Annotated in this window: 17 protein-coding genes; 6 read left to right on the top strand and 11 right to left on the bottom strand. The window is 67.8% G+C overall.

Going from position 1 to position 25,335, the window contains the following annotated elements; genetic code table 11:
• The 8 genes from GTP77_RS01955 to GTP77_RS01990 form a co-directional block, all read right to left on the bottom strand.
• The coding region (locus tag GTP77_RS01955) for a helix-turn-helix domain-containing protein (RefSeq protein ID WP_161070492.1) at positions 1-557 on the bottom strand (557 nt) is incomplete at its 3' end.
• Between the two features lie 252 nt (positions 558-809).
• Positions 810-1,496, bottom strand: coding sequence for a PEP-CTERM sorting domain-containing protein (locus tag GTP77_RS01960; RefSeq protein ID WP_161070493.1), 687 nt, complete (start codon positions 1,494-1,496; stop codon positions 810-812).
• Positions 1,493-3,322, bottom strand: a complete 1,830-nt coding sequence (locus tag GTP77_RS01965; protein WP_161070494.1) for an MFS transporter — start codon at positions 3,320-3,322, stop codon at positions 1,493-1,495. The genes GTP77_RS01960 and GTP77_RS01965 overlap by 4 nt, the downstream gene beginning before the upstream one ends.
• Positions 3,303-4,436: an N-acetylglucosamine-6-phosphate deacetylase gene (locus tag GTP77_RS01970; RefSeq protein ID WP_229202043.1), complete on the bottom strand. Its 1,134-nt coding sequence runs from the start codon at positions 4,434-4,436 to the stop codon at positions 3,303-3,305. The genes GTP77_RS01965 and GTP77_RS01970 overlap by 20 nt, the downstream gene beginning before the upstream one ends.
• On the bottom strand, positions 4,426-5,262 hold the full coding sequence (locus GTP77_RS01975) for a DeoR/GlpR family DNA-binding transcription regulator (protein ID WP_161070495.1): 837 nt from the start codon (positions 5,260-5,262) through the stop codon (positions 4,426-4,428). The genes GTP77_RS01970 and GTP77_RS01975 overlap by 11 nt, the downstream gene beginning before the upstream one ends.
• Positions 5,256-6,551, bottom strand: coding sequence for a D-tagatose-bisphosphate aldolase, class II, non-catalytic subunit (locus GTP77_RS01980; RefSeq protein WP_161070496.1), 1,296 nt, complete (start codon positions 6,549-6,551; stop codon positions 5,256-5,258). The genes GTP77_RS01975 and GTP77_RS01980 overlap by 7 nt, the downstream gene beginning before the upstream one ends.
• Positions 6,551-7,510 carry an ROK family protein gene (locus GTP77_RS01985; RefSeq protein ID WP_161070497.1) on the bottom strand — a complete coding sequence of 320 codons (960 nt, stop codon included), beginning with the start codon at positions 7,508-7,510 and terminating at the stop codon, positions 6,551-6,553. The genes GTP77_RS01980 and GTP77_RS01985 overlap by 1 nt, the downstream gene beginning before the upstream one ends.
• Positions 7,497-8,672 carry an SIS domain-containing protein gene (locus tag GTP77_RS01990; protein WP_223149289.1) on the bottom strand — a complete coding sequence of 392 codons (1,176 nt, stop codon included), beginning with the start codon at positions 8,670-8,672 and terminating at the stop codon, positions 7,497-7,499. Before GTP77_RS01990 ends, GTP77_RS01985 begins: the two co-directional genes overlap by 14 nt.
• A 222-nt stretch (positions 8,673-8,894) precedes the next feature.
• Between GTP77_RS01990 and GTP77_RS01995 the strand changes: the two genes are divergently transcribed.
• The 4 genes from GTP77_RS01995 to GTP77_RS02010 all read left to right on the top strand — a co-directional run bounded on the left by GTP77_RS01995 (position 8,895) and on the right by GTP77_RS02010 (position 14,073).
• Complete coding sequence (locus GTP77_RS01995; protein WP_161070499.1) at positions 8,895-10,064, top strand: glycoside hydrolase family 88/105 protein; 1,170 nt, start codon at positions 8,895-8,897, stop codon at positions 10,062-10,064.
• Positions 10,065-10,188: 124 nt separating this feature from the next.
• Positions 10,189-11,250: a LacI family DNA-binding transcriptional regulator gene (locus tag GTP77_RS02000; protein WP_161070500.1), complete on the top strand. Its 1,062-nt coding sequence runs from the start codon at positions 10,189-10,191 to the stop codon at positions 11,248-11,250.
• Positions 11,251-11,326: 76 nt separating this feature from the next.
• Positions 11,327-12,544: a glycoside hydrolase family 88 protein gene (locus tag GTP77_RS02005; protein WP_223149290.1), complete on the top strand. Its 1,218-nt coding sequence runs from the start codon at positions 11,327-11,329 to the stop codon at positions 12,542-12,544.
• Between the two features lie 188 nt (positions 12,545-12,732).
• Positions 12,733-14,073 carry an MFS transporter gene (locus GTP77_RS02010; RefSeq protein WP_161070502.1) on the top strand — a complete coding sequence of 447 codons (1,341 nt, stop codon included), beginning with the start codon at positions 12,733-12,735 and terminating at the stop codon, positions 14,071-14,073.
• On the opposite strand, the gene GTP77_RS02015 is transcribed toward GTP77_RS02010, so the two are convergent.
• Both GTP77_RS02015 and GTP77_RS02020 read right to left on the bottom strand, forming a co-directional pair.
• Positions 14,048-16,027, bottom strand: a complete 1,980-nt coding sequence (locus GTP77_RS02015; protein ID WP_161070777.1) for a phosphocholine-specific phospholipase C — start codon at positions 16,025-16,027, stop codon at positions 14,048-14,050. The two genes, GTP77_RS02010 and GTP77_RS02015, sit on opposite strands and share 26 nt — an antisense overlap.
• 158 nt (positions 16,028-16,185) lie before the next feature.
• Positions 16,186-18,636, bottom strand: a complete 2,451-nt coding sequence (locus tag GTP77_RS02020) for a TonB-dependent receptor (protein ID WP_161070503.1) — start codon at positions 18,634-18,636, stop codon at positions 16,186-16,188.
• A gap of 288 nt (positions 18,637-18,924) precedes the next feature.
• On the opposite strand from GTP77_RS02020, the gene GTP77_RS02025 reads away from it, so the two are divergent.
• Complete coding sequence (locus GTP77_RS02025) at positions 18,925-21,126, top strand: glycoside hydrolase family 88 protein (RefSeq protein ID WP_161070504.1); 2,202 nt, start codon at positions 18,925-18,927, stop codon at positions 21,124-21,126.
• Between the two features lie 49 nt (positions 21,127-21,175).
• Entirely contained in the window at positions 21,176-22,816 is a 1,641-nt protein-coding gene (locus GTP77_RS02030; protein ID WP_161070505.1) for a right-handed parallel beta-helix repeat-containing protein, read from the top strand.
• A 33-nt stretch (positions 22,817-22,849) separates the two neighbouring features.
• On the opposite strand, the gene GTP77_RS02035 is transcribed toward GTP77_RS02030, so the two are convergent.
• Entirely contained in the window at positions 22,850-25,312 is a 2,463-nt protein-coding gene (locus tag GTP77_RS02035) for a polysaccharide lyase 8 family protein (RefSeq protein WP_161070506.1), read from the bottom strand.
• Between the last annotated feature and the right edge of the window lie 23 nt (positions 25,313-25,335).

Here is a 25,335-nt window from a genome sequence, read left to right on the forward strand (position 1 = left end):
CGGCTGCGCCCTTCGCCAACCCAGAGTACTTGCCGTGTGTCGGCATCAAGAACCACCGTGGCGTAACGATGCCCTTTGAATAGCGCAAACTCGTCCATGACCAACTTGCTGGGCTGCGCGGCAGGCATCGTCGCCAATTGTTCGATAAGCCTTGCTCGCTCGATTCGCCGCACGGTTTCCCAGTGGAGGCCAGTAAGCTGGCAAACGTGGGCGACCGGTAGTTTCTCGCACCACAAGCCGACAAATTGGGCCAGCCTGCGCGTCACTCGCGCATGGCGGTCAAGCCAGTCAATTTGCTCGGCGCAGGTGCCGCAATCAGCACACCGGACACGGCGCAAATTGACCTGCAACCATACCGGCTCACCAAGCAAGCTCATGTCCCGTACTGTGCGCCAATAGCGCCCATGCAGGCGCGGGCATATCGCGGAACAATTGGAACACCGTGCATCGTTACCAGGAACAGGCACGAGCGAAATCCAGATGCCATCGCTGCGTCGATCAAAATTCCAAATGGAGAAGCCTTCCCAGAACGGGAGCTCGAGATTATTATCATGCATGAAAGCGGTGGGTAAAGTTCAGTTTTGTTGGTCGCACAACAAGTCTAACTTTTCTTCACCGCTTTCTCATTTCTACTATGCCCTCAACAGCAATCCGTGAAGAGCCTTTTTTTTTGTGGCCGCAGGCGGCGCCGGCGCGGCGGGTTACGCGCGGCTGCGCCGCGCTAACCCGCCCTACGTTGCCCAAACCTTCACCATTCGCCCGACATTCGCCCGCCATTCGTCCTCCATTCGTCCCATTCGTAGGGCGGGTTAGCAGCGGAGCTGCGTAACCCGCCGGCGCCGCAAGGCGCACAGCGCCGCCAGCCCGCCCCCCATCAGCAGCAAGGAGCCCGGCTCCGGCACGGTCACCGCATCCAGATAATTAATGGTCAGGACCATGCCCGCGCGGTCCGCCGCGTAGGCGCCGTTGTTGGCCGTCGTCCATTGCGCCACGGTGGAGCCGCGCAGGTGCATGCCGAACCAGCTGTCGTGCGCTGCCAGGCTGGCCGCCAGCAGGGAGGTGACATCGAAGTAGCTGACCGCGCGGCCCGCCAGCGTGGACACCACAGATCCGTAATTGGTGCTGGGCGCGTTCCAGCTATATGCCAGGTTGCCTGCGTTCGCGTCGGCGTCGAAGCCCACCAGCGTGCCGTTCTGCGAGCCGGTCTCTCCATCCTTGAGTTCAAACGACAGCACCGCGCTGGAAATGCTCTTGCCCGCCAGTGCGGCGATATCGACCTGCATGATGGTGCGGCTCAAATTGCTGCGTTCCACGCCCAGCACATGGCCCCAGGCGTTGCTGTACATGCCCAGGTAGCCGGTGCCCGCGTAGGTGCTGGCGGTGTTGCTGTTTCTGAGCGCGGCGAAGGTGCCGATGTCGTTGAGCGAAATCGTCATCACGCTGGCGTTGGCCTGCATTGCGGCCAGCAAGGGAATCAGGGCGAACAGTTTTTTCATGATGCGTCTCCGGTGGGGTAGGTGGCAACGTGCTCCGTCCGCGCGGCGTTGGCTCCGGCGCGGCCTTCGAAATAACGGCCGATTTCTTCCAGCGTCTTGCCGCGCGTTTCAGGCAGCAGGAAGGCGGCGGCCAGGAAGTACACCACTGTGCAGCCCGCCCAGGCGAAGAACATGGGCGCGTAGCCGTGCTGGCCCACGGTGGGCAGGAACACGGCGGCGATGGAGGTCGAGACCAGCTGGTTGAGCAGCAGCGCCACACTCATGCCATTGGAACGGATGCGGTTCGGCATCAGCTCGGACAGCGCCAGCCACACGCACACGCCGGGGCCGACCGCGAAGCTGGACACAAACGCCAGCAGGCAGGCCAGCAGCAGCCAGCCTTGCGCGGCAGTGGGCGGCGCGCCCAGGCGGGCACGCTCGATCACCAGCGGCGCGCCCTGGGCCAGGCTCATGTCGGGGAAGGGATTCAGGTGAACGGCGCGGAAGGCGGCGCCGAGCGCGCTGTCGCCGTCGATGTCGGTGGGCGGGGCGATGTTCAGCGCCTGGCCTGGGCGCAGCGTGCGCACTTGCGTCAGCGGGCCGTAGCTGTAAGCGATCTCGAGCTGGTAGGCGTCGCTGCCGGCCAGTGCGCGCAGTGCGGGTGCGTCCAGCGCGAGCGCTTCGTTCCTGGCCAGCGGAGCCAGCGCGGCGCGCACGTCGGCTTTGCCGTTATCCATGGCGAGGAACAGGGCGCCGGCGGCGCACAGGGAGGCGATAATGCCGCCGCAGCCCAGCATCAACAGGAAGCGGCGCCCCTTGCGGTCCACCAGCACCACGGCGGCCACGGTCACCAGCGCGTTGGCCAGCTTCAGCGCGACGTCGCCCCAGTTGGCTTGCGAGCCCGCCAGGCCGCCTTGTTCGAGGATGTTGACGGAGTAGGCCAGCACGGAGTTCATGCCGGTGGCCTGGTTGCAGGCCAGGATCAGGCAGGCCAGCAGGAAGGGCAGCACAAAGCGGCGCTGCAGCAGGCTGCCCTGGTCGGCGGCTGCTGCGGCCGAGGCGGCGGCACCGGCGGCGCCGTCGTTGCCGGCGGCCGCGCTGATGGCGGCCAGTTCGGCGTCGGCATCGTCGTGCGTGCGGGTGCGGCGCAGCGCGGCGAGGGCTTGCTCGCGGCGTCCGCGCCCCAGCAGCCAGCGCGGCGATTCGCTCAGGCCCAGCACGCCCGCGCAGAACAGCAGTCCCGGCGCCAGGCTAAGCCAGAAGATGCGGCGCCAGGCGGCGTCCTGCATGGCGGGCAGGCCGGCGGGATTGGTCTGCGCGACGGCTTCCACCTGCTGTGCCACGGCCAGCCCGATCAGCGCCGCCGCCACCAGGCCTATGGTGAGCAGCAGCTGGAACAGCGCCGTGCCGCGCCCGCGTACGGCGGCGGGCAGCGATTCGGCCAGGTAGAGCGGCACGATCACGCCGATCAGGCCCCCGCTGACGCCTTGCAGCAGGCGGCCCAGCAGCAGCGGCACATAGCCGTCGGCCAGCGCGATCATGGGAATGCTGGCCGAGAACAGCAGGCCAGCCACCAGCATGCCCGCTTTGCGGCCGATGGCGTCCGCCAGCGCGCCTGCGGCCAGCGAGGACAGCACGGAGCCGAGCAGCACGGCGGCCACCACGAAGCCGAGCTGCTGCGCCGACAGCTTCCACAGCTGCGCGGCGGACGATTCCAGATAGGGCAGGGCGCCGGCGATGATGCCGACGTCGATACCGTACAGCAGGCCGCCAAGGCCGGCCACGGCCAGCAGGTAGCGGGTTTGGCTTGCGTGTGTCGCTTGTTTCTCAGGCGGGGACGGGCGCATGGTGTTTTCCTTGTTGGAGGTCCAGGGGGCGTCCGTGCAGGAGCACGGAACGTAGTTGCAATTCGTCGTCGAGCACGACGATGTCGGCGCGCGTGCCGGGGGCGAGGCGGCCACGGTCCTGCATGCCGAGATAGTCGGCCGGGAAGCGCGACACGCGGTCGCTGGCGTCGGCCAGCGTCAGGCCGATGCCGACCAGGTTGCGCAGCGCCTGGTCCATGGTGAGCGCGCTGCCGGCCAGCGAGTCGCCGGTGGCCAGGCGCACGCAGCCCGCGCATTTCATCACGTGCTGGCTGCCCAGCATGTAGGCGCCGTCCGGCATGCCGGTGGCGGAGGTGGCGTCCGTCACCGCGTACAGGCGCGGGATGGCGCGCAGGGCGGCGTGTATCGCGCCCGGCTTGGCGTGATGCAGGTCGGGGATGATTTCGGCGTATTCGCCGTGCGCCAGCGCCGCGCCGACGATGCCGGGCGCGTACTGGTTCAAGCCTGTCATGCCGTTGAACAGGTGGGTGAATCCGGCCAGGCCGGCTTTGAGCGCGGCCACGCCGTCTTCATAGCTGCCGGCGCTGTGGCCCGCCTGCACGCGGATGCCCATGCCGCACAGCTCGGGGATGAGCTGCAGGTGGCCTTCCACTTCCGGCGCCAGCGTCAGCACGCGGATGGGCGCCAGCGCGTTCCAGGCTTGCACCTGTTCCAGCGTGCCTTGCTTGACCAGCGGCGGCTGCGCGCCCAGGCGGCCGATGTTGAGGAAGGGGCCTTCCAGGTGCACGCCTGCGATGTGGGCCGTATCCGGGGCGGGGCTGGCCATGGCCGCGCCGGCGCCGCGCAGCGCGTGCTCTATCGCCGCGGGCGGAGCGGTCATGGTGGTGGCGAGCAGCGTGGTGGTGCCGTGGCGCGCGTGCAGCCGGGCCACGGTCTGCGCGGCGTCGCCGCCCTGCATGATGTCCACGCCGCCCGCGCCGTGCACGTGCAGGTCGATAAAGCCGGGCAGTATCCAGCGGTCGCCGCGCGCGGTGTGGTCGGCTTCGATGGCGACAATGTCGCGCCCGTGGTGCAGGCGCCCGTGTATCCAGCCGTTGGGAGTGAGGATGCGGCCTTCCAGCATATCAGCTTCCATGCCCGTCCTCCGCGACGATGACGGTGACGCCCTGCGCCGCCAGCTGCTCGCGCAGGGCGGGCGCCAGGCTGGCGTCCGTGACGATGGTGTCCACTTGCTTGAGCGCGCAAATGCGGTTCAGGCAGATGCGGCCGAATTTGGACGCGTCGGCCAGCACGATCACCTGGCGCGCGCAGGCCGCCATGCGCGCGTTCAGGCTGGCGTCGGCGGCGTCGTGGGTGGACAGGCCGAAGGCGGTGTCGATGCCGTCGGCGCCCAGGAAGAGCTTGTCGAACACATAGCCATCCAGGCTGGCCTCGGCATGTTTGCCTTGCAGCGACTGGGAAGCGTGGCGCAGCACGCCGCCGGAGACGATGAGGTCGATGTCGCTGGAGTGGGCCAGCTCGGTGGCGATGGGCAGGCTGTTGGTGAACACCGTCAGCGTGCCGCGCGCGGGCAGCAGGCGCGCCAGTTGCAGGGTGCTGCTGCCCGCGTCGAGTATGAGCTTGTCGCCGGGCGCAACCAGCGCCGCTGCGCGCGCGGCGATGCGCTGCTTGCGCTCGCGGTGCTGCAGGCGTTTTTCCGCCAGCGGCGCCTCTGGAGGGGCGGAATGCGCCAGGCGCGCGCCGCCGTGCTGGCGCAGCACCAGGCCGGCGTCGGCCAGCGCCCGCAGGTCCAGGCGTATCGTCACCGGCGTGACGCCGAGGCGCTGGGCCAGGCGCTGCACGCGCACGCTGTCCTGCTCGCGCAAGGCGTGCAGGATCTGCTGGCGGCGTTCCTCGCAGCCCGCCGTGGTGTTGCCGTGGTAGTGCGGCGCGGCGCCGCTTGCGGGGGCGAAGTTCAGCATGGCGCTTCCGCCGTGTTGCGCTGGCACGCGCGTGCATAGCGCGCCAGCACCAGTTCCACTTTGTGGCGCGCCAGGTCCGCTGCGCGCGCGGCCAGTTGCCCCGAGTTCACCAGTTCCGCCTGTTCCGGCAGGTATTGGCTGAGCAGGGGCAGCGGCAGCGGGCGCGCGTCCAGGTTGGCTTTCAGCGTGGCCAGCGCCTGCTGCACCGGCTCCGCCGGCCAGTAGTAGCGGCTGCGGTCGGACAGCGCGTAGCGGCGCAGCGTGGCTTGCTGGCTGGGCGTGCCCGGATAGTGTTTGGTCCAGTGGCCGGGCTGCTCCAGCATGCAGCGCTCCAGCACGGCCTTGAAGTGCGAGCGCTGTTCGATGGGCAGCAGTTCGTCCTCGATGGCGGCCAGCGCGAACCATGCCTCGCGCAGCGCATGGGTGGCGGCCGGCCCCACTTTGAGGATGGCGAAATGGTCGCGCACCAGTGCGTGCAGGGCGTGCTCGGACTGGTAGTCGGTGGAGTGGGCTTCGTACACCAGGCCAGGATGGTCCTGGATGAAGGCGGACAGTTCCACCGCCTCTGCCGGCGCGTAGTGGCGCACTGTGCTGTGGTCGAAGTCCACGCCGGGCTGCACCACCAGCGCAATCACGCGCTGCCATGCCGCTTCCAGGCCGCGCTGAGCGAAGGCCCGGCGGTGCGCTTCCAGCGTGGCGGCCGCCGCTTGCGGGCGCGTGACCTGGATGCCGCCTTCCAGCGATGCTTCGCCGCCAGGTACCGGCACTTCGGTGCCGACCACGTAGACCGGCGGCGGCAGGCCCGCGCTGGCTGCTGCGCGTTCGGCTACTTCGGCCAGCTCGGCGGAGCGCGCCGCCACCAGCTCGTCGGGCAGCGGGAACGGGTCGCCCGCGCAGGCCATGCTGCAATCGAGGTGGATTTTTTCAAAGCCGGCTTCGACGTAGGCTGCGATCAGCGCGCGCGCATGCGCCATGGCTTCGGCTGGCGGCAGGTGCTGCCAGGTGTTGGGGCCGAGGTGGTCGCCGCCCAGGATCAGGCGGTCTGCCGGGAAGTCCATCGCGCGGGCCAGCTCGCGCACGTAGGCGACAAAGTCCGCCGGGCGCATGCCGGTGTAGCCGCCGAACTGGTCGACCTGGTTCGAGGTCGATTCCACCAGCAGCGGGCCGCCGTGTTCCAGTGCGACGGCGATGGCGGCTTGCAGCACTTCGGCGTTGCTGCAGCAAACGCTGGCGATGCCGGCGGCGGCGCCTGCGCGGTGCTCGCGGATCAGGTTTTGGAGATGGGACATCAGTTTTCCTTTGCTATGAGGTTGGGCTGGCGCGCCAGCAGGGCCGCGCCGCGCGCGCCGCCGGCGTCGCCAAAGACGGGCGGCAGGATGGGGGGCACGGCAAGGCCGGGCAGCAGGTGGGCGCCGGCGGCTTGCCCCAGCTCCGCGTACAAGTGGGGCATGCGAGAGAGGCCGCCGCCCAGCACGATGGCGTGCGGGTCGTACGCCAGCACGATGCGGGCGATGGCCGCGCCCAGCAGATCCAGGTGCTGCGCCACCACGCGCTGCGCCACCGGGTCGCCCGCGCTGCGCAGCGCGAGCAGCGTTTCCGCGTCCGCTCCGTCGCCGCCGGTGGCGTGCCGGTGCAGGCGGCGCATGCCGGTGCCGGACACGTAGCATTCAAGGCAGGCCTTGCTGCCGCAGGCGCAGTTCCAGACCGGAAGTTCGTAGCGCTGCAGCAGGTCCGGGCCTATGGGCCAGTGGCCCCATTCGCCCGCGATGCCGTTGCGGCCGCGTACCAGCTGGCCGTCCAGCACATAGCCGGCGCCCGCGCCGGTGCCGATGATGACGCCGAACATGCTGGCGTAGCCTTGCGCCGCGCCGCCGTGGGCTTCCGACAGCGCGAAGCATTGGCAGTCGTTGCCCATGGCGATGGGGCGGTCCAGCATGGCTTGCAGCACGGGCAGCAGCTGGCGTCCGGTCAGGCACGGCACGTTGGCGCTGAGGTGCTTGCCGCTGGCCGCGTCGACGATGCCGGGCACGCCCAGGCCCACCGGCGCGCGCATGCCCAGTTCCTTGTCGGCGCTCTGCACCAGGGCCGCCAGCGCGTTCACGAAGGTGTCGTAGTCGCCGCCGGGCGTGGGCACGCGGCGGCGCAGGCGCACGTTCAGCTCCGCATCGCACGCCACCAGTTCCATCTTGGTGCCGCCGATGTCGATGCCGTAGGTGTAGCCGGCGGATGGATGGTCAGATGGCTTCATGGGCATAGACCGTCACGCCTTGCACCACGCGGTTCACGGTGCCGTCGGGGAAGGGGTTGTCCGGAGTGAGGCCGAGGCGCACCGACTGGTGCAGCGCCAGCGTCTGCGCCAGCAACACGTAGGCGGCGGCCAGCCAGGCGTCGGACAGGTCTTCCGGCGCGCCCAGCGCGGAGCCGTCGAGGGCGGCCACGTGGCCCGCCACCTGGTCGCGCCGCAGCTCGGCCAGCAGATCGTGTTCATACAGGCGGGCGTGGGCGTCCTGGCTGTGGAACAGCACCACCAGCGTGTCCCGGTTCAGCATGGATTTGGGGCCGTGGCGGAAGCCCAGCGGCGTGTTGGGCATGGCCAGCACCTGGCCTGCGGTCAGCTCCAGCACCTTGAGCGCCGCTTCCTGCGCCAGGCCTTCCAGCGCGGCGCCGCCCAGGTAGACGATGCGCGACAGCGGCAGGCTGCCAAGCTCGCGCCACTCGGCCGCGAAGGTATCGAGCCAGCGGTCCGCCAGTACCGCCAGGGACTCGATGCGGCGCGCGGCCTGCGCCAGCGGCGCCGGTTCCAGCAGCGACAGGGCGGCCAGCAGCATGGTGGTAAAGCTGCTGGTCATGGCAAAGCTGCGGTCGCAGGTGGCGGGCGGCAGCAGCAGGGTGATGGTGTCGCTGCGGCCGTCGCCGTCGCGGGCCAGCGCACCTTCGGCGTTGCAGGTGATGTGCAGGAACAGGGCGCCCGGCGCCTTGGCGCGCACCACGTCCACCACGGCCTGGCTTTCCGGGCTGTTGCCGCTGCGTGCGAACGATACCAGCAGCAGGGGCTTGTCTGCCGCCAGGTACAGGGCAGGGTGGCTCAGCAGGCTGGTGGTGGCGACGGCGCGCACCTGCGCAGGCCAGGCGCCGTTGAGGCCGTCCGCCGCCAGTTCGCCGATAAAGGACGAGGTGCCGGCGCCGGTCAGGATGGCTTGCGCCGACGGGTCGGCCAGCAGCGCGTGCAGGCGGGCGCGGTTGCTTGCAGAAATGCCGGCGGAGATGCCGGCAGCTTCGCTTTTCTCTTCATTCAGCAGCGCGGCGGCCAGCTGGCGCCATACCGCAGGCTGCTGCGCAATTTCCCGGGCCGTGTGTTGTCCGCCTAGTGCTTCCCATTGCGGGCTGGCCAGATCGAGGGCTTGTGTCATGGTCATTCTCCTGTTCGATGGTGAAACTGATTGAATTGATGGTAACGTTAACCCATCGAATTTTCCAGTTTCGCTTTCGAATTTGTTGTCCGAATGTGCAAACGAAGAAATCGGCAGAAAAACGCTGGCATTGCCGGAAATGTGTGTGGTATCGTTAACGCACCATTGCCGCGATGCGGAAAACAGATTCAACACTTCCCAACTCTCAACAAAGGACGCCCTATGAAACCTACCCTGCCTTCCCGGTCCGCAGCCCGCCTGCTGGGCGCTACCCTGGGCCTGGCGCTGCTGGCCGGCGCGCCGGCGGCGGTGCACGCAGCCGCCGCCGCGCCTGCCTCGGCCGCAGCGGCCCAGCGCGCCGTCACGCCCGCCGCCACCCTCGCGGTCATGCAGCGCGTGGCGGACTGGCAGCTGGCCCACCCCAGCACCTATCCCGAGGACGACTGGACCCAGGCCGTGGGCGACGCGGGCATGATGGCGCTGGCCGGCATCGCTACCGACACCCGCTACCGCGACGCCATGGTCTCCATGGGCCAGCGCAATGAATGGAAGCTCGGCCCAAGCATGTACCACGCGGACGACTACGCGGTCGGCCAGACCTACGCCGAGCTGTATCTGCAGCTGCGCGACGCGAAAATGATCGCCCCGATGCGCGCGCAGTTCGACTACATGCTGGCCCACCCGCGCGAAGGCAGCCTGAACTGGATCACGCCAGGCGTGCTGCACCGCTGGGCCTGGTGCGACTCGCTGTTCATGGGGCCGCCTGCCTGGGCGCGCCTGGCCGCCGCCACCGGCGAGCACCGCTACCTGGACTTCGCGGTGGCGAACTGGTGGCGCACCTCCGACTATCTGTATGACAAGGAAGAGCACCTGTACTACCGCGACAGCCGCTTCTTCAAGCAGCGCGAAGCCAATGGCCGCAAGATGTTCTGGGGCCGGGGCAATGGCTGGGTGATGGGCGGCCTGGTGCGCATGCTGCAATACGTGCCGGCCAATCATCCGTCGCGCGCCCGCTTCGTGCAGCAGTTCACCGAGATGTCCGAAAAGCTGCTGACGCTGCAGCAGCGCGACGGCATGTGGCGCGCCAGCCTGCTGGACCCGGCCAGCTATCCGCTGCAGGAAACCAGCGGCACCGGCCTGTACACCTACGCTCTGGCCTACGGCGTCAACGAGGGCATACTGGACCGCGCGCGTTTCGCACCGGCGGTGGCCAAGGCCTGGGACGCGCTGGTGGCCAATGTGGACGCGGACGGCAAGCTAACCCACGTGCAGCCTATCGGCGAAGACCCCAAGGCCTTCGACGCCAGCTCCACCGATGTGTACGGCGTGGGCGCCTTCCTGATGGCGGGCAGCGAGCTGCACCGCATGCAGACGCGCGGCGCGGCGAAATAGCGCGCTGACGCAGTGGCAACTGCCTGTCCTGCGGCCCGTGCTGTGGTATTTACTGCAAATCCGGTAAAATAACCGATGTGGAGGCCAAAAGCCCGATATCGTTATCAGTAGCCAAAGGACAGCAATGAAGAAATCGACGGTGACCCTGGTCGATGTGGCCAAAAAAGCGGGTGTTTCAGTGATGACGGCCTCGCGCGCGCTGAGCGGCGAAGGCTATGCATCGGAGGAAACCCGGGCCAAGGTGCAAGCCGCCGCGCAGGAGCTGGGCTACGCGCCGAACGCGCTGGCGCGCATGATGAAAGGCGGCCGCACCAATGTGATCGGTGTGGTCGTCAACGATCTCGCCTCCACGGTGGTGAACGGTTTCGTCACCGCCATCAGCGAGGAAGTGCGCAAGTACGAGATGGACATGTTCATCTACAACTCGCTGGGCGACCTGGGCGACGGCAAGGGCAAGCGCCTGAGCCAGCTGCTGCACGGCTTGTGGGACGGCCTGATCTACGTGCTGCCGCGCATGAGCGACGATTACCTGCGCACGCTGGAGGCGAGCACCAGCCCCATCGTCATGATTAACTACTGCAAGCAGGAGACCACCTTGCCGGTGGTGCGCGGCGACAACGTCAACGGCGCGCGCGACGCGGTGGCGCACCTGATCGAACTGGGGCACCGCCGCATCGCCTTCGTGCGCGGCACCGCTTACACCGGCCAGAGCGACGAGCGCGAGCGCGGCTACCGCGCGGCGCTGCAGGAAGCAGGCATAGAAGGCGACCCCGAGCTGATTGTGCAGGGCGACTTCAACGAGCAGTCCGGCGCGGATGCGGCGCGGACGCTGCTGGCGCTGGCCGAACCGCCGACGGCCATCTTCGCCGCCAACGACGCCATGGCGCTGGGCTGCATGAGCGCGCTGCGCGAAAAGGAACTGCGCATTCCTCAGGACGTGTCGGTGATCGGCTTCGACGATATGGCCGGTTCGGCCGTGGTGCAGCCGGGCCTGACCACCTTGCGCCACCCGGTCGCGCCAATGGCGCAGGCCGCCGTGCAGGAGCTGATGCGCCGCATCCAGTCCCAGCCTGGCCGTCGCCAGCGCATTGAATTCCCCAGCGAATTCGTCATCCGCGCGTCGACCGGGCCGGGTCCGGAAGCGCCTGCGCGCAAGAGCAGGGCGCGGGCGCGCAAACAGGCCTGAGGACGCGCAGCGGCCGGTATGGACGGCCGCTTTTTTGTGAACTAATATGATAACGATATCTCATCATGGTGGCAATGTGATCAACACACCTGTCAACGCAATCCAGTCCCGGCTGTTCCAGGACGCGCAGGCAGCTGCGCTGGACCAGCTGGAGCGCCACGCCGTGGGCTACGGCGCCGATTTTCCCGACGATACGGCCACGGACGGCGTGTACCGCCCGCGCCGGGCGCCCGGCTTTCCGGAAGGCGCCAACGTGGGCTGGACCACCGGCTTCTGGACCGGCATGGGCTGGCTGGCCCATGAACTGAGCGGGCGCAGCGTGTTCAGGCAGTGGGCGCAAAGCCACCATCCGAGCTTTGCTTCCCGCGTGGCGCTGCACACCGACCTGGACCACCACGATCTTGGCTTTCTGTACGGGCCGTCGGTGGCCGCCTTTGGCATTACCGGCGAAGGGCGCCACCGCGAACTGGCGCTGGGCGCGGCGCAGGTGCTTGCCCGGCGCTTCCTGCCTGCTGCCGGCGTGATCCAGGCCTGGGGCCGGATAGGCGACCGCAGCGACCAGCGCGACCAGGGCCGCATCATTATCGACACGCTGATGAATCTGCCCCTGCTGCACTGGGCCAGCGCGCAGACCGGCGACGCGCGCTACGGCGACGCGGCGCGCTCCCACCTGGCCCGCACGCTGGCGCTGCTGCTGCGGCCGGACGGTTCCAGCGCGCACAGCTGCCATATCGACCTGCACACGGGCGAAGCGCTGCGCATCAGCACCGTGCAAGGCCACGGCAGCGATTCCTGCTGGGCGCGCGGCCAGGCCTGGGGCGTCTACGGGCTGGCGCTGAACCACCGCCACGCGCCGGAGCAGGGCGCGCTGGACGCCGCCTGCCGCATGGCGGACCACTTGCTGGCGCACCTGCCGGAAGACGGCGTATGTCAATGGGATCTGGCGCTGGACTGGCGCGGCGGCGAGCAGCGCGACAGCTCCGCCTCCGCCATTGCCGTGTGCGGCCTGCTGGAACTGGCCGAGCAGCTGCCGCCGGGCGCGCACAGCCGGCATTACCGCGAAACGGCGCTGCATATGCTGCAAGGCCTGGCCGCCGGCTGCGCGGCGCCGCCGGGTCCGGGCCGCGGCCTGCTGCTGCATGGCGTGTACAGCTTCCCCGAAGGGCGCGGCGTGGACGAAGCCAATCTGTGGGGCGACTACTACTATCTGGAAGCGCTGGCGCGTGTCAACGCCGGCTGGCGCAGCTATTGGAGCGGCGGCATGGCGGCGCAGTCCCGGCACGCCGCCGCGTGACGCTGTGGGCTGACGCTGTGGCGAGACACTGCGCCGCATCTTGATGTGTAAAACGCCGTAAGTTTCACGTCCGGCCGCTACCGCTGAGTGTCCAAATCGGCTAGCATGCTAGAAGTCATCAGCATGCCACGGTACCGAAGGTCCGGCGGATAGTGAAAACACGGAAGCGCCGGAAGCGGGGAGGTGGAGTGGGCCAGAAAGTCCTTTTGCGGCAAGCGCCGCCGCTGCTTGCTGCCGGCCTGGTGTCGCTGCTGCCGCTGTACTTCTTCCTCCTGATGGGCGACCTGGCATGGTCGCTCAAGGAGCGCGCGGTGCAGGAAGTGGTGAAAGCCCAGCTGCGCGAGTTCAGCCAGAATCCCGTGCTGCTCAATGTGCTGTTCGGCGCCTTGCCCGCCATGCTGTCGCTGCTGTTCGGCCCCCTGGTCGGCGCCTGGAGCGACCGCACGCGCACCCGGCTCGGACGGCGCATTCCCTTTTTGCTGTGCGGCGCGCCGCTGCTGTCCGGCGCCCTGGTGGGGCTGGCCTACAGCGAAGCGCTGGCGGACGCCTTGCTGGCCTGGTTCGGCATCGCCCCCGCATTCCGCCGCGAGACGGTGATCGCCTGCATGGGCGTGTTCTGGGCACTGTTCGAGCTGCTCAGCATCACCAGCAACGCCCTGTTTATCGCCCTCGTCAACGACACCGTGCCCAAGCCCATGCTGGGGCGCTTTTTCGGCCTGTTCCGCATTGTCAGCCTGGCGGTCGGCGCGGCCTTTTTCTATGTGGTGTTCGGCAACGACCTGCCATCGGTGGCACGCCAGGTCATGCTGGCCATCGCTGGCGTTTATCTGGCTGGCTTCGCCCTGCTGTGCGCCTGCGTGCGCGAACCGGAATCTCCGCCGCCCAGCGCGCTGGCGGCGCCGCCGGGACTGGGCCGCTTGCGCGCACCCGGCGGCGAAGCGCCGTGGTTCTATGTGCTGCTGTTCGCGGCGCTGGGCATGGCCACCACCAGTTTGTTGCCGGTGAATATCAACAGCTACAACGCCATCAGCCAGTTCGGCGTGGACCGCAGCAGTTTCGGCCACGCGGTGGCGCTCACCTATTGCATCTCCATCGTGCTCGCGCTGCCGCTGGGCTGGCTGGCCGACCGCGTCCATCCCTTGCGGGTGGGCTTCGCGGCGCTGACGCTGTATGCACTGTGCATGCTGGGCGCCTGGCTGCTGGTGGTGGGGCGCACGTCCTTCCTGATCTGGTTCGTGGTGCACGGCGTGCTGGCCGGCGCCTTCCTCACCGGCACGGCCGCGCTGCTGCCGTCGCTGCTGCCGCGCGCGCGCTTTTCCGAACTGGCGGCGTTTTCCGCGTCCGTGACGGCGCTGCTGGCGATGGTGTTCACGCTGGCCATGGGCGCCGCGCTGGACTGGAGCGGCCGGGACTTCCGCCTGATGTTCCTGGCCGCCGGCCTGGTGGCGCTGGCCGGAGCAGGCCTGTGGTACGGCGTGCTGCGGCTGTTCCGGCGCGCGGACTTCACGTCCCCATCTCAGGATCGCTGACGCCGTGGCGCCCGGTCTCGAGCCGGCCCGCGAAGCGCCGCGTCCAGCCGCCGCTCTGCACGCTGTAATCGTACCAGTAGCGCTGCGCCTCCAGCGGCAGCAGGATGCGCACGCTTTCGCCCGGATCGAGCGTGCGCAGCTGCACCGGCGCGGCGCCATAGGCCAGCTTGCGCAGCGCCACCTCGCACGCGGCCGCGCCGCCGTTGCGCAAGCTTAGCCGCAGGCCGTTGCCGTAGGCTTCCAGCGTCATCTCCAGCGCGTCCGCATCGACGGTGCCCTGCAACTGGCGGTGGAAACCGTTCGGTCCCAGCACCCATAAGTCGTACTTGCCCTGGTCGGCCGGCGCGGGTGTCCACAAGTCCAGCAGCGATTTGCCCGCTTCCACCGTGTAGCGGCGCGGAATGCGTTCCAGGTGCAGCTTGTCGTACACGTGGAAGACCGCGCCCGCCGTGCCGCTGTTGATGAACTGCAGCGCCACGGCGCGCTGCGCGCCTTCTGCGATGGCGGACTTCAGCTCCAGGCGGTAGGGCAAGGCGCGCGAAGGGCGCTCGCCCGCAGGCTGACGCGGCGCGCCCTGGCTGCTTTCCGCAGGCACCTCGATGCCGCCGCGCGCGCGCTGTTCGCGGCGCCAGGCGTCGGCCCAGGCTTTGCTGCGGGACTCCAGCGGCGGCGGTGCGGCGTCCGGCGCGCGGAAGTCGAAGCAGCTGGTCAGGTCGCCGCAGACGGCGCGCCGCCACGGGCTGATGTTGGGCTCAAGCACGCCGAAGCGCGTCTCGAGGAAGCGCAGGATGGAGGTGTGGTCGAACACCTGGGAATTGACCCAGCCGCCCTTGCTCCAGGGGGAGATCACCAGCATGGGTACGCGCGGCCCCAGGCCGTAGAGCCAGTTGACCGAGTGGCATTCGGCCGTGTAGTCCACGGTGGATTTGCCGGCGCGGCTGCCGTCGCGCTGGAGCGAGGGCGCGGCCGGCGGCGGGGCGTGGTCGAAGAAGGCGTCGTTCTCGTCGTACATTTGCAGGAACACGGTCTTGCTCCACACGGCGGGATCGGCCAGCAGCGCTTCCAGCACCATCTGCGTGTAGGCGCCTCCCTGCACCGGCGTGGACGGCCCCGGATGCTCGCAGTACAGGCGCGGCGGGACGATCCAGCTTACCTGCGGCAGGCGCCCCGCCACCACGTCGTCCTTCAGGCCTTGCAAGGTCGCGTTGCGCAAATTGGTGCTCAGGCCTTTTTCGGCCAGCGCGTTGGAACGGCTCTGGTGCGCTTCGCGGAAGCTGCGGAACACGGTCAGCAGATTGCAGTCGTAGTTGTCGTCCATGTCCTGGTAGACCTTCCAGCTTACGCCGGCCTGTTCCAGGCGCTCCGCGTAGGTGGTCCAGGTGAAGCCCTGTTCGGGCGGCCCCAGGCCTTCCATGCGGTTGTCGATGGCGGGGCCACCGCAGGCGCCGGTGGGGTCGTTGGTGCCGGTCAGCATATACAGGCGGTTGGGATTGGTGCCGCCCTGCAGCGAGCAGTGGTAGGCGTCGCACAAGGTGAAGGCCTCGGCCAGCGCGAACTGGAAGGGCAGCTCCTTGCGCGTGTAGTAGGCCATGGAGGCGTCGGTCTTGGAGCGGGGCCAGTAGCCCATGCGGCCCTCGTTCCAGGCGGCTTGCGCGTCCGGCCAGGTGTGGGGCAGGTCCAGCGCGCACTGGGCGTTGCCGGCTTCCTGGTCCAGGTGGTAGGGCATGACGGTGCGGCGGCCATTGTGCTGCTGCCAGACGGTGCGGCCGCCTGCGAGCGGAATGGTGAAGCGGTCGCCGAAGCCGCGCACGCCGGGCAGGGTGCCGAAATAGTGGTCGAAGGAGCGGTTCTCCTGCATCAGGATCACCACGTGCTGCACGTCCTGCAGCGTGCCGCTGTCGCGGTGCGCGGGCACGGCCAGCGCCTGGCGCAGCAGCGGCGGCATGGTTCCCATCAAGCCTGCGGCCAGTGCTTGGCCCAGGAAGCGGCGGCGGTGTTGCGGCACGGCGGTCTCCTTATCAAAAAAGGGCGTACACGGATAACCGGTACGCCCAGCGGGAGAAACTCTCCCGGAGAGTGAAACTCTTACAGCGTCACGACATCATAGCCGCATCAGAACTGCATGTCGGCGCGGACCGAGAAGTAGCGCTGGTAGTCGCGGGCCGGCGTCCAGCTGGTGGTGTTGACGATGGCCACAGGATTCGGCGCCTTGGCGGTCCAGGTGCCGTTCACCCAGGTGTTGGCCAGGCCGGTGGCGTAGGACTTGTTGAACACGTTGTTGACCATGAAGCTCAGCTTGAAGCCGTCCTTCTTGTCCTTGATGCCGGCGCCCAGGTTGACGATGCCGTAGCCGCCTTGCTCGGTCATCGGATCCTGGTTCAGGTTGAACTGGGTCTTGCTCTGCCAGCGGAAGGCCGTGGTGACGAAGCCGTTGTAGCTGCGGTCGGTCAGGATGTCGTACTGGCCGCCCAGGTTCAGCTTGAACTTCGGCGCGTTGGGCAGGGTTTTGCCAGCCAGGTCGGCCACGTTGGTGTTGTTGTACTTCGGATTGGCCGCGCAGTTGCCGCCCGGAGTGGTGCCGGTGCCGGCGGCATTGAGCACGCTGTAGCAAGGGCCGTTCTCGAAGCTGGTGACGATGGCCTTGGTGTAGGCGAAGGAACCATTGAGCAGCAGTTCACGCGAAACGCGCCAGTTCAGGTCGGACTCGAAGCCGCTGGTGCGCAGGCCGCCGATGCTGTGCAGCGTGGTGCGGAAAATGCCGTCGGCGTCGGTGAAGCCGGCCGATTGCTGGAAGCCCGTGAAGTTGGTGCGGAACACGGCCAGGTCCAGCGACATGCGGTTGTTCAGCAAGCTCATTTTCACGCCGGCCTCGATGCTCTTGGCATCCTCGCCCGGCACCGGCTGGGTCTTGGCGATGGCCGCGTTGAAGGAGCTGGTCAGGTCATAGGCCTTGCCTTTGTGGCCGGTGGAGTAGGTCGCGTAGGCCATGGTGGCCGGGTCGAGGCGGTGTTCCAGGCCGATCTTGCCGGTGGCTTTTTTCTCGGTGTCGTCGCCGTGGAAGTACTCGGTCAACACGCGGCTGGTGGCCGGCGGCGGGTTGTAGCGGCTGAAGGAGTAGCCGGTGTCTTCCTTGTTGTAGCGCAGGCCTGCCACCACGCTGGTCTGCGGCGTCAGGTCGAAGCTGCCCTGGCCGAAGATGGCGTAGTTGGTGTTGTAGGCGGTGGCGCCGTAGTCGGTGACGTAGGTGGTGACCGGTGCGCGGGTCAGTTCGCGCGCCAGTTCGTTCTTGCCGTACCACAGGCCGGCCACGTAGCGCACGCTGCTCTTGTCCGGCGAGGTCAGGCGCAGTTCCTGCGTCTTGGCTTTCACGTCGAACAGGCCGTACTGGTACAGGCCGCCGCTCACGCCGATCAGCTTGTTGCTGATCAGCGCTTTGCCCAGGACGTCGCTGTCGGTGGCGTCGCCATCCTGGTAGTCGTTCATCTTGTAGTGCGACCAGGAGGTGACGGAGGTCAGCGTGTGCTTGGCCAGCACGCTGTCCTCGCCGAAGGCATAGCTGACCTTGAGGCCGGCGCCCACGTCGCGTGCCTTGCCGCCGGCGGGGTAGTCGTTGCGCACCGAGACATTGTCCGGGCCGGGCACGATGCCTTTCAGTACCTGGGAGGCGGGCATGTAGCCGCCGGCCGCGTAGGTGGTGCCGTTGTTCAGGTTGTACACCGCGCCGGCGAAGTTCGACATGGAGTTGAACGGCTGTACGCAGCAGGCTTTGGTGAATTTGCTGGCGCGCGGCGAGAACACCACGGTCCAGTTGTCGTCCGGGGTCCATTCCAGCTTGCCGGACAGGTTGGTGTCGCGCGAACCGTTCAGCTTGCCGCCGTCGTAGAGGTTTTTCACCACGCCGCCGAAGCTGGTCTTGCCCGCCGCCAGGCGCATGCGCACGGTGTCGCTCAGGGCGCCGGAGACCGAGGTGCTGGCGCGCCATTCGCCGTCGCTGGTCAGCAGGGTGGAGGCCTTGGTTTTCCAGATGCTGTCGATAGGCTTGGTGCTGATATTGACCGCGCCGGCAATCGAGCTTTTGCCGAACAGCGTGCTTTGCGGGCCTTTCAGCACTTCGATGCGGTTCACGTCGGCCAAATCTTTGAAGGCGTTGGCCTGCATGGCGTAAGGCACGTCGTCGATGATGACCGATACGTCCGACTCCACGCCGATGCCCAGCGAATAGGTGCCGATGCCACGCATATTGATGCTGAAGTTGCCCGGCTGGGTGCTGTAGGAGACGCTCAGGGCCGGCGACAGGGCGGGCAGGTCGTCGAAGTCTTTCACGTTGTTGCGCTGCAGGACGGCGTCGTTCAGGACGGTGATTGCCATCGGCACGTCCTGCAGGTTCTGGGCGCGCTTGTTGGCGGTGACGACCACCGTTTCCAGTTTCACTTCTTCCTTGCCGGCAGGCGCTGCTTGCTGGGCGTGGGACAGGCTGGCCATGGCCAGGGCGACGGCTGCTACAACAGGCCGCACTGCGAATTTGGCTTTGGCGCCGGCTGGATGCTGTTTATTCGTGTTCATGTACTCTCCTCGGTCGAAATTTAACATGTGCTTGCCAGTTGCAGGGCGCCTGGCTTCCCTTATTTATGAGAACGTTATCAGTCGTCGTCCTAAAAAACACAGCGAATCAGGCTGTGTTGATGTGATAACGATATCAGTCATTTTTATCCATAACAAGAAAATTTCATATCCATGCGCGAAAAACCACAGATTCTCACCACAGTGGGGCACGAATTGAATTGCATTTGCAGAAAGGCTTGGGTAACGTTAACACACCGTATTTCCTGTCCATACAAAAAAGGAGCATTCATGACGCAAACCGCATCCCCCGTTCCCCGGCAGCGCACGCTGTCCGCGGCCCTGTGCCTGGCCTTGCTGGCGGCTGCGCCCCTGGCCGCCCCGCATGCCCAAGCGGCAACGGCCGTGCGCGGCGCAGCCGACCAAGCCACGGCGGCCAGCCCGGCCGCCGTGCTGAACGTGATGCAGCGCGCGGCGGACTGGCAGCTGGCCCATCCCAGCACCTATCCCGAGGACGACTGGACGCAGGCGGTGGGCGACGCGGGCATGATGGCGCTGGCCGGCGTCTCCGGCGAGCGCCGCTACCGGGACGCCATGATCGCCATGGGCGAGCGCAACCGCTGGAAGCTGGGTCCGAGCATGTACCACGCGGACGACTATGTGGTCGGCCAGACCTACGCCGAGCTGTATTTGCAGACGCGCGAGCCGAAGATGATTGCGCCCATGCGCGCCCAGTTCGACTACATGCTGGACAACCCGCGCGAGGGCAGCCTGTACTGGGAAACGCCGGGCGTGCTGCACCGCTGGGCGTGGTGCGACGCGCTGTTCATGGGGCCGCCCGCGTGGGCGCGCCTGTACGCAGCGACGGGCGACCAGCGCTACCTGGACTTCGCGGTGAAAAACTGGTGGCTCACGTCGGACTACCTGTACGATAAAGAGGAGCACCTGTACTACCGCGACAGCCGCTACTTCAGCAAGCGCGAAGCCAATGGCCGCAAGGTGTTCTGGGGACGCGGCAACGGTTGGGTAATGGGCGGCCTGGTGCGCATGCTGCAATATCTGCCGGCGAATCACCCATCCCGTCCGCGCTTCGTGCAGCAGTTCAGCGAGATGTCCGCCAAGCTGCTCACGCTGCAGCAGAGCGACGGCACCTGGCGCGCCAGCCTGCTCGACCCGGCCAGCTACCCGCTGCAGGAAAGCAGCGGCACCGGCTTGTACACCTACGCGCTGGCCTATGGCGTCAACCAGGGCATACTGGACCGCGCGCGCTTCGGCCCCGCAGCGGTCAAGGCCTGGGACGCGCTGGTGGCCAACGTCAACGCGGACGGCAAGCTGACCCACGTGCAGCCCATAGGCGCGGACCCGAAATCCTACGACCCCAACTCCACCGACGTCTACGGCGTGGGCGCCTTCCTGATGGCGGGCAGCGAGATCTACCGCATGCGGCTGCTGGACAGCGCACCGTCCAGCGTGGTCGTGGTGCGCAACGGCGGCAGCCTGCACCGGGCGGATGAATCGGTGGAGGCGCCGCTGGCGGCGGGTGATGTTGCCGTGTTGGACGCGGCCACGTCGCGCATCGTGGCCAGCCAGCGCCTGGAGAAGAACGTGTTGTTCCAGGCCACGCTGGCGCCGGGAGAAACGCGGCGCTACCTTGTGCTGCCGCGCGCCTCGCTGCCCGCCGTGCCGCCGGTGGACGCCAAGGCCCACGCCCGCTTTGTGCCGGAGCGGCTGGACGATTTCGCGTGGGAGAACGACCGCACCGCGCACCGCGTCTACGGCCCGGCCATCATGCGCGACCCCAAGGAGATGCTCGTCAGCGCCGGCGTGGACGTGTGGTCCAAGCGCACCCGCGCGCTGGTGCTGGACAAATGGTACGCCAGCGGCGACTACCACACCGACCGGGGCGAGGGCATGGACTTCTACAAAGTTGGCAAGGCGCTCGGCTGCGGCGGCCTGGCCGTGTTCGACGGCGGCCGGCTGCATCCGGCGTCGTCCAACTTCAGCAAGTGGAAAGTGCTGGCGGACGGCCCGCTGCGCGCCGTCTTCGAGCTGACCTATGACCAGTGGGATGCGGGCGGACGCCAGGTGTCCGAGCTGCGCCGCGTGTCCATCGACGCGGGCACGAATTTCAGCCGCGTGGAAAGCCGCTTCGCCGCCAAAGGGCCGCTGGAAATCGGCGTCGGCATCGCGCAGCGCGAAGGGGAAGGGCGCTACAGCCAGGGCAATGGCTGGATGAGCTACTGGGAACCGGCACACGGCGCGGACGGTAACGCTGCCTGCGCGGTGCTGCTGGAAGGCCGCCACACCCCGCACGAAGGCCAGTATCTGGCGGTGGGCAAGGCGCAGCCGGGCAAGCCCTTTGTCTACTACCTCGGCGCGGGCTGGAGCAAGAACGCCGATTTCCCCACGCCGGAAGCGTGGGAGCGCTACGTGAAGGAAGCCGCGCAGCGCGTCGCGGAGCCGGTTGCCGTCAGCGTGGAAAGCGGAAAATAACGTTAATATGGCCCCGCCTCCCGGTGGGGCGCTCTTTGAGGGATCACCAATGAAGTTTGCGACACTTGCATTGATGCTGGCGGCGTGGGGCGCGCAGGCGCAGGCAGCGGAGACGCCGCCCGTGCTGCATATCGATTGTTCGGCCGCCGCTGCTGGCGTTGGCAGCTTGCGGCAGCCGCTGAACAGCCTCGCGCAGCTGAACGCCATCCGCTTCCAGCCCGGCACGCGCATCCTGTTCAAGCGCGGCGCCACCTGCCACGGCAGTTTCCGCCCCATGGCGGGCAGTTCGGGCGCGCCCGGCGCACCCATCGTGGTGGACAGCTACGGCGACACTGCGCTGCCGCGTCCCGCGATCGCGGCGGGCTGTCTTTCGTCGCGTCGCGATCCGCAGCAGGCGCTGACCGAAGCCAGCAAGCAGCCCGATGGCGTGAGCCCCTACCATACGCTATGCACCGCAGATGACGGTCAGTTCAACCGCGCCGCGCTGCATCTGTTCAATGTGGAACACTGGGAAATCAACGGCCTGGAACTGAGCAACGACGGACTGGAAGAAGCCGGGCGCCTCGGCCTGCTGGTGCAGCTGGAAGACTTCGGCACCGGCCACCACTACCGCGTCAACGACGTGCTGGTCCACCATGTGCGCGGCTACCTGAAGGACGAACCGGGCCGCGCGCTGGCCTACAAGGCCACCGGCGGCATGCTGTTCGAAGTCACGCGCGACAACGAAGGCCGGGGCGTCCGGCAGAAGAAGACCAACTTTGACGACGTGCTGGTTGAAAACAGCGAGATCTACCATGTGGACGGCATAGGCCTGTCCAACCGTTCGGCATGGATGTGCCGTCCGCGCGGCGCTCCCTGCGGCGACTTCCCGCCTTACAAAAACAATCCCGGCTATTTGCAGGAGACCGCAGCGCAGGCCGCAAGCGAGTTTTACCCGTCCACGCGGCTGGTCTTCCGCAACAACAAGATCCATGACATCGGCGGCGACGGCATCGTGGTGCGCACGGCGGTGGCGCCGCTGGTGGAAGCCAATCTGCTCTACGACATCTGGATGCGCTCACCCGGCAACAGCGCGGGTGCGTGGGCCATCAACACCGACGGCGCCGTGTTCCAGTACAACGAAGTTCACGGCGTGCGGCTGCGGCCCGAGATCGAGTCCGGCGACGGCATGGCCTTCGATGCCGACATGGGCACGCGCGGCACCCGTATCTACGCCAACTACAGCCACGGCAACGCGGGCGGTTTGATGCTGTTCTGCGCTTGCGGAAAGGACGGATTGGGCCAGCAGGCCATGGCGGAGGACGTGGTGGTGGAGCGCAACCTGAGCGTGAACGACAAGCGGCGCGCCATCATGGTGGCGGGGCTGGACAACGCCGTCGTCAGCGGCAACCTGATCGTGACCAATGGCGCCACGCCGCTGCTGGAAAGCCACGACAAGGGCACGCGTGACGTGCTGAAACTGCGCGGCAACCAGTTTATCGACACCAGCGGCACCGGCGCACTGTACCGCGCGTTTCGGAACTCCGGCAGCCACGCGCGCTATGCGTGGAGCGGCAACAGCTTCCACGGCTACCCTGCGGGCGCGGAAAGCGGGGCGGCCGTGCCGGCGGCGCAGGCCGATGTTCCTGCCCTGATCGAGCAATGGTTCACCGCCACCCGGTTCCGCCAGCGCGGCTACCGCCCGCGCTGAAACCAGAGCCGGGGCAAGCGCCCCGGCCGAACCTCAAGGCCGCTTCAGTTCGAAGCGCGCCTGATACGACTTGCCTGCCGAGCCTTTCACCGCCACCGTCAGTTTGATGGTGGGGCTCAGCTGCTGCACCGTGATGGCCGGGTCAAGCGACAGCACGGCGCGCGCGCTGCGGTGCAGCTCCAGGTGGATCACGTCCGTGTTCTCCTGGGTGGGATCGGCCACGGCCAGTTGCAGGCCTGCGGCGTCCTGCTGCACCACCACGGCGGCCTTGCGGTCGCTGGCCAGGTAGGGCTTGCCCGCCACCTTCACGGTCTTGACCGCATCCTCCCAGAACACCAGGCCGGTCAGGCCCAGCGCGCTGTCGGTCACTGCGGTGGCGCCGGTGGAGCGTTCCGCCACGCGCACAGGATTGGCCGCCGCAAACGCCGCCACCTGGGCCGCGCTGCGGTTGGGCAGCAGGATAAAGGTGTAGGCGCCCGCAGCTGGGCGGACGCCGTGCGGTAGCGCCAGGCTCAGATAGCTGGCGCTGACCGGCTGGGTGGAGCCTTCGACGTTGATATCGCGCCAGGCGCCGGTGCGGACCTCGCGCAGGCCTTGCACGGTGGGCGCGTCCGGGAACACATAGCCGATGTCCGAGCCGGGTACGCTGCCCGCCAGGTGCGCCCATTTGGTGTTAGGCAGCGCGTGCGACCAGCCGGCCGTTGCGGGCTGGCGCACGCCGTTGACCGTCAGCGTATTGTCGCCGCCCGCATTGAGCTTGCGGTTCTCTACGATGGTCTCGACCGCCGCCGTGGGGGAAGTGGCGGAGATGCCAGAACCGACCGCCACCACCCGGTCCCCGAACAGGAACCAGGCCTTCTTGCCCTGCAGGCCGCTGTCGCTCCATGCCCTGGTGGAGAAGTCCATGCCGATGGCCGCGTGCTGGCCCGCCAGTTCCGCGCCGCCAACGGCGGACTTGTCGTTGGCGTACAGCTTCCACTTCTCCGGCGTGCCGCTGCCGCTGTGGTCCGTGGTGGTGCCGGGCATGCGCAAGGCATCGGCGGTGGGCCAGTAGCTGCCGCTGTACTGGGTCTGGTCCGCGTTGTAAAGGGAATGCGTGCCCACGCCGGTCCACCAGCCGCGCAGGTTTTCGCCGTTGCCGGATTCGAAGGAGCTGATGCGCTTCGAGAACATGGCCAGCGTGAAGGCGTGGCCGGGACGGCGCTGCACGGCGCGGTCGGTGGCCGGGTAGTAGCGGGTTTCCGCCGCTTCCGGTTGCGGCGCCACGGCGGCGTCCCGCTGCAGCGCTTTCAGCAGCCCCATTTGATAGACCGGCAGGCCGGCGTAGATGCCGGGCACCGCCGTCGCCACAGGCGTGAAATAGGACGCGCCGAAAGTGCGGTCGCGCTGCAGCCAGCCTTTCAGCACGGACTTCAGCTGCGCGCCTTGCGCGGGCGGCAGCACTTCGGCCAGTTCCGCCATCGTGCCCGTTACCGTGCGGCCCACGCTGTGGTCGGAATAGAACTCGCGCGAAATGGAGCGGCCGCGCTGCATGTCCATCATGGCGCCGTCGTAGATGAAGGGGCGGTAGGCCTGCATGGACCAGTCGAAGGGCAGGCCGGCGTTCGGGTCTTGCAGCTGCCAGGGCGAGCCGTTGAGCACGTAGTACAGCGCCGCGATGTCGGCCATGAGCACCACGCCGTAGCCGCCGATGTAGGACACATGCGTGTGCTGGACGAAGGAGCCGTCGGCATAGAAACCGTCGCCGCTGGTCACATAGGGGAGGGCGTGGCTGATGGCGTCGCGGCCCTGGGCGATCTTGGCGGCGTGCTTGCCGTTCACGCCGCGCATGATGGCGACGAAGGCCTTGTCGAGGCGGTTGGCGCCGGTCTCCTCGGTGCGCGACAGAGTGCCGGATGGCGTGGTGCGCCATGCCGGATCGGGCACATGGAAATCGATGGCGGCCAGGCAGCGCGCCAGCAGCTCCGGCGCGAGCAGGCCGCGCATGGCCATCACGGCCTCGTTGAGCGCCATGGGCGCGCCGATCTGCCAGTCCCACCAGTTGTTGTAGGCATGGCGGCCGGCGGCGTAACGGTTTTTGCTCATCCAGTCCAGGCCATCGACCACGGCGGCGCCCAGCGCGGCATTGCCGTGCAGCGCGGACTTGGGCGAGGCATAGACGGCGGCCATGGCGGCGAGGCGGCGGTAGGCGCTGGTGACGTGGGCCGACACGGTGGTGGAGGCCAGGTCGGGCCAGAGCGCGGCGCGGTCCGGCGCGGTCTGCATGGACGACCAATAGCGTTGCGCGTTGGCGTCGTCGAGCTTGAGCTGGGCGGCGATTTCCTGGTCTGCTGTATCGGCCGCCGCGCCGCCGGCCGCGCGCAGCAGCCACTTGGCGCGCATATCGTCGAAGTCATCGGCCAGGGCCGGCGTCACCGCCTGGCAAGCCTGCAGCACAGCGGCCAGCAGCAGGCTGCGCCGCCAGGCCGGGCGGAACGGTGGTAAGCGATGCAGCATTAATGCTCTCCTCAAGATGATCA

This window comes from Pseudoduganella aquatica (assembly GCF_009857595.1).
Classification (GTDB): Bacteria; Pseudomonadota; Gammaproteobacteria; order Burkholderiales; family Burkholderiaceae_D; genus Rugamonas; species Rugamonas aquatica_A.

Excerpts from the sequence above, each read along its gene's own strand:
- GTP77_RS01960 (WP_161070493.1), bottom strand. The coding sequence starts at position 1,496 with ATGAAAAAACTGTTCGCCCTGATTCCCTTGCTGGCCGCAATGCAGGCC.
- GTP77_RS01965 (WP_161070494.1), bottom strand. The coding sequence starts at position 3,322 with ATGCGCCCGTCCCCGCCTGAGAAACAAGCGACACACGCAAGCCAAACC.
- GTP77_RS01970 (WP_229202043.1), bottom strand. The coding sequence starts at position 4,436 with ATGGAAGCTGATATGCTGGAAGGCCGCATCCTCACTCCCAACGGCTGG.
- GTP77_RS01975 (WP_161070495.1), bottom strand. The coding sequence starts at position 5,262 with ATGCTGAACTTCGCCCCCGCAAGCGGCGCCGCGCCGCACTACCACGGC.
- GTP77_RS01980 (WP_161070496.1), bottom strand. The coding sequence starts at position 6,551 with ATGTCCCATCTCCAAAACCTGATCCGCGAGCACCGCGCAGGCGCCGCC.
- GTP77_RS01985 (WP_161070497.1), bottom strand. The coding sequence starts at position 7,510 with ATGAAGCCATCTGACCATCCATCCGCCGGCTACACCTACGGCATCGAC.
- GTP77_RS01990 (WP_223149289.1), bottom strand. The coding sequence starts at position 8,672 with ATGACACAAGCCCTCGATCTGGCCAGCCCGCAATGGGAAGCACTAGGC.
- GTP77_RS01995 (WP_161070499.1), top strand. The coding sequence starts at position 8,895 with ATGAAACCTACCCTGCCTTCCCGGTCCGCAGCCCGCCTGCTGGGCGCT.
- GTP77_RS02000 (WP_161070500.1), top strand. The coding sequence starts at position 10,189 with ATGAAGAAATCGACGGTGACCCTGGTCGATGTGGCCAAAAAAGCGGGT.
- GTP77_RS02015 (WP_161070777.1), bottom strand. The coding sequence starts at position 16,027 with ATGGGAACCATGCCGCCGCTGCTGCGCCAGGCGCTGGCCGTGCCCGCG.
- GTP77_RS02020 (WP_161070503.1), bottom strand. The coding sequence starts at position 18,636 with ATGAACACGAATAAACAGCATCCAGCCGGCGCCAAAGCCAAATTCGCA.
- GTP77_RS02025 (WP_161070504.1), top strand. The coding sequence starts at position 18,925 with ATGACGCAAACCGCATCCCCCGTTCCCCGGCAGCGCACGCTGTCCGCG.
- GTP77_RS02030 (WP_161070505.1), top strand. The coding sequence starts at position 21,176 with ATGAAGTTTGCGACACTTGCATTGATGCTGGCGGCGTGGGGCGCGCAG.
- GTP77_RS02035 (WP_161070506.1), bottom strand. The coding sequence starts at position 25,312 with ATGCTGCATCGCTTACCACCGTTCCGCCCGGCCTGGCGGCGCAGCCTG.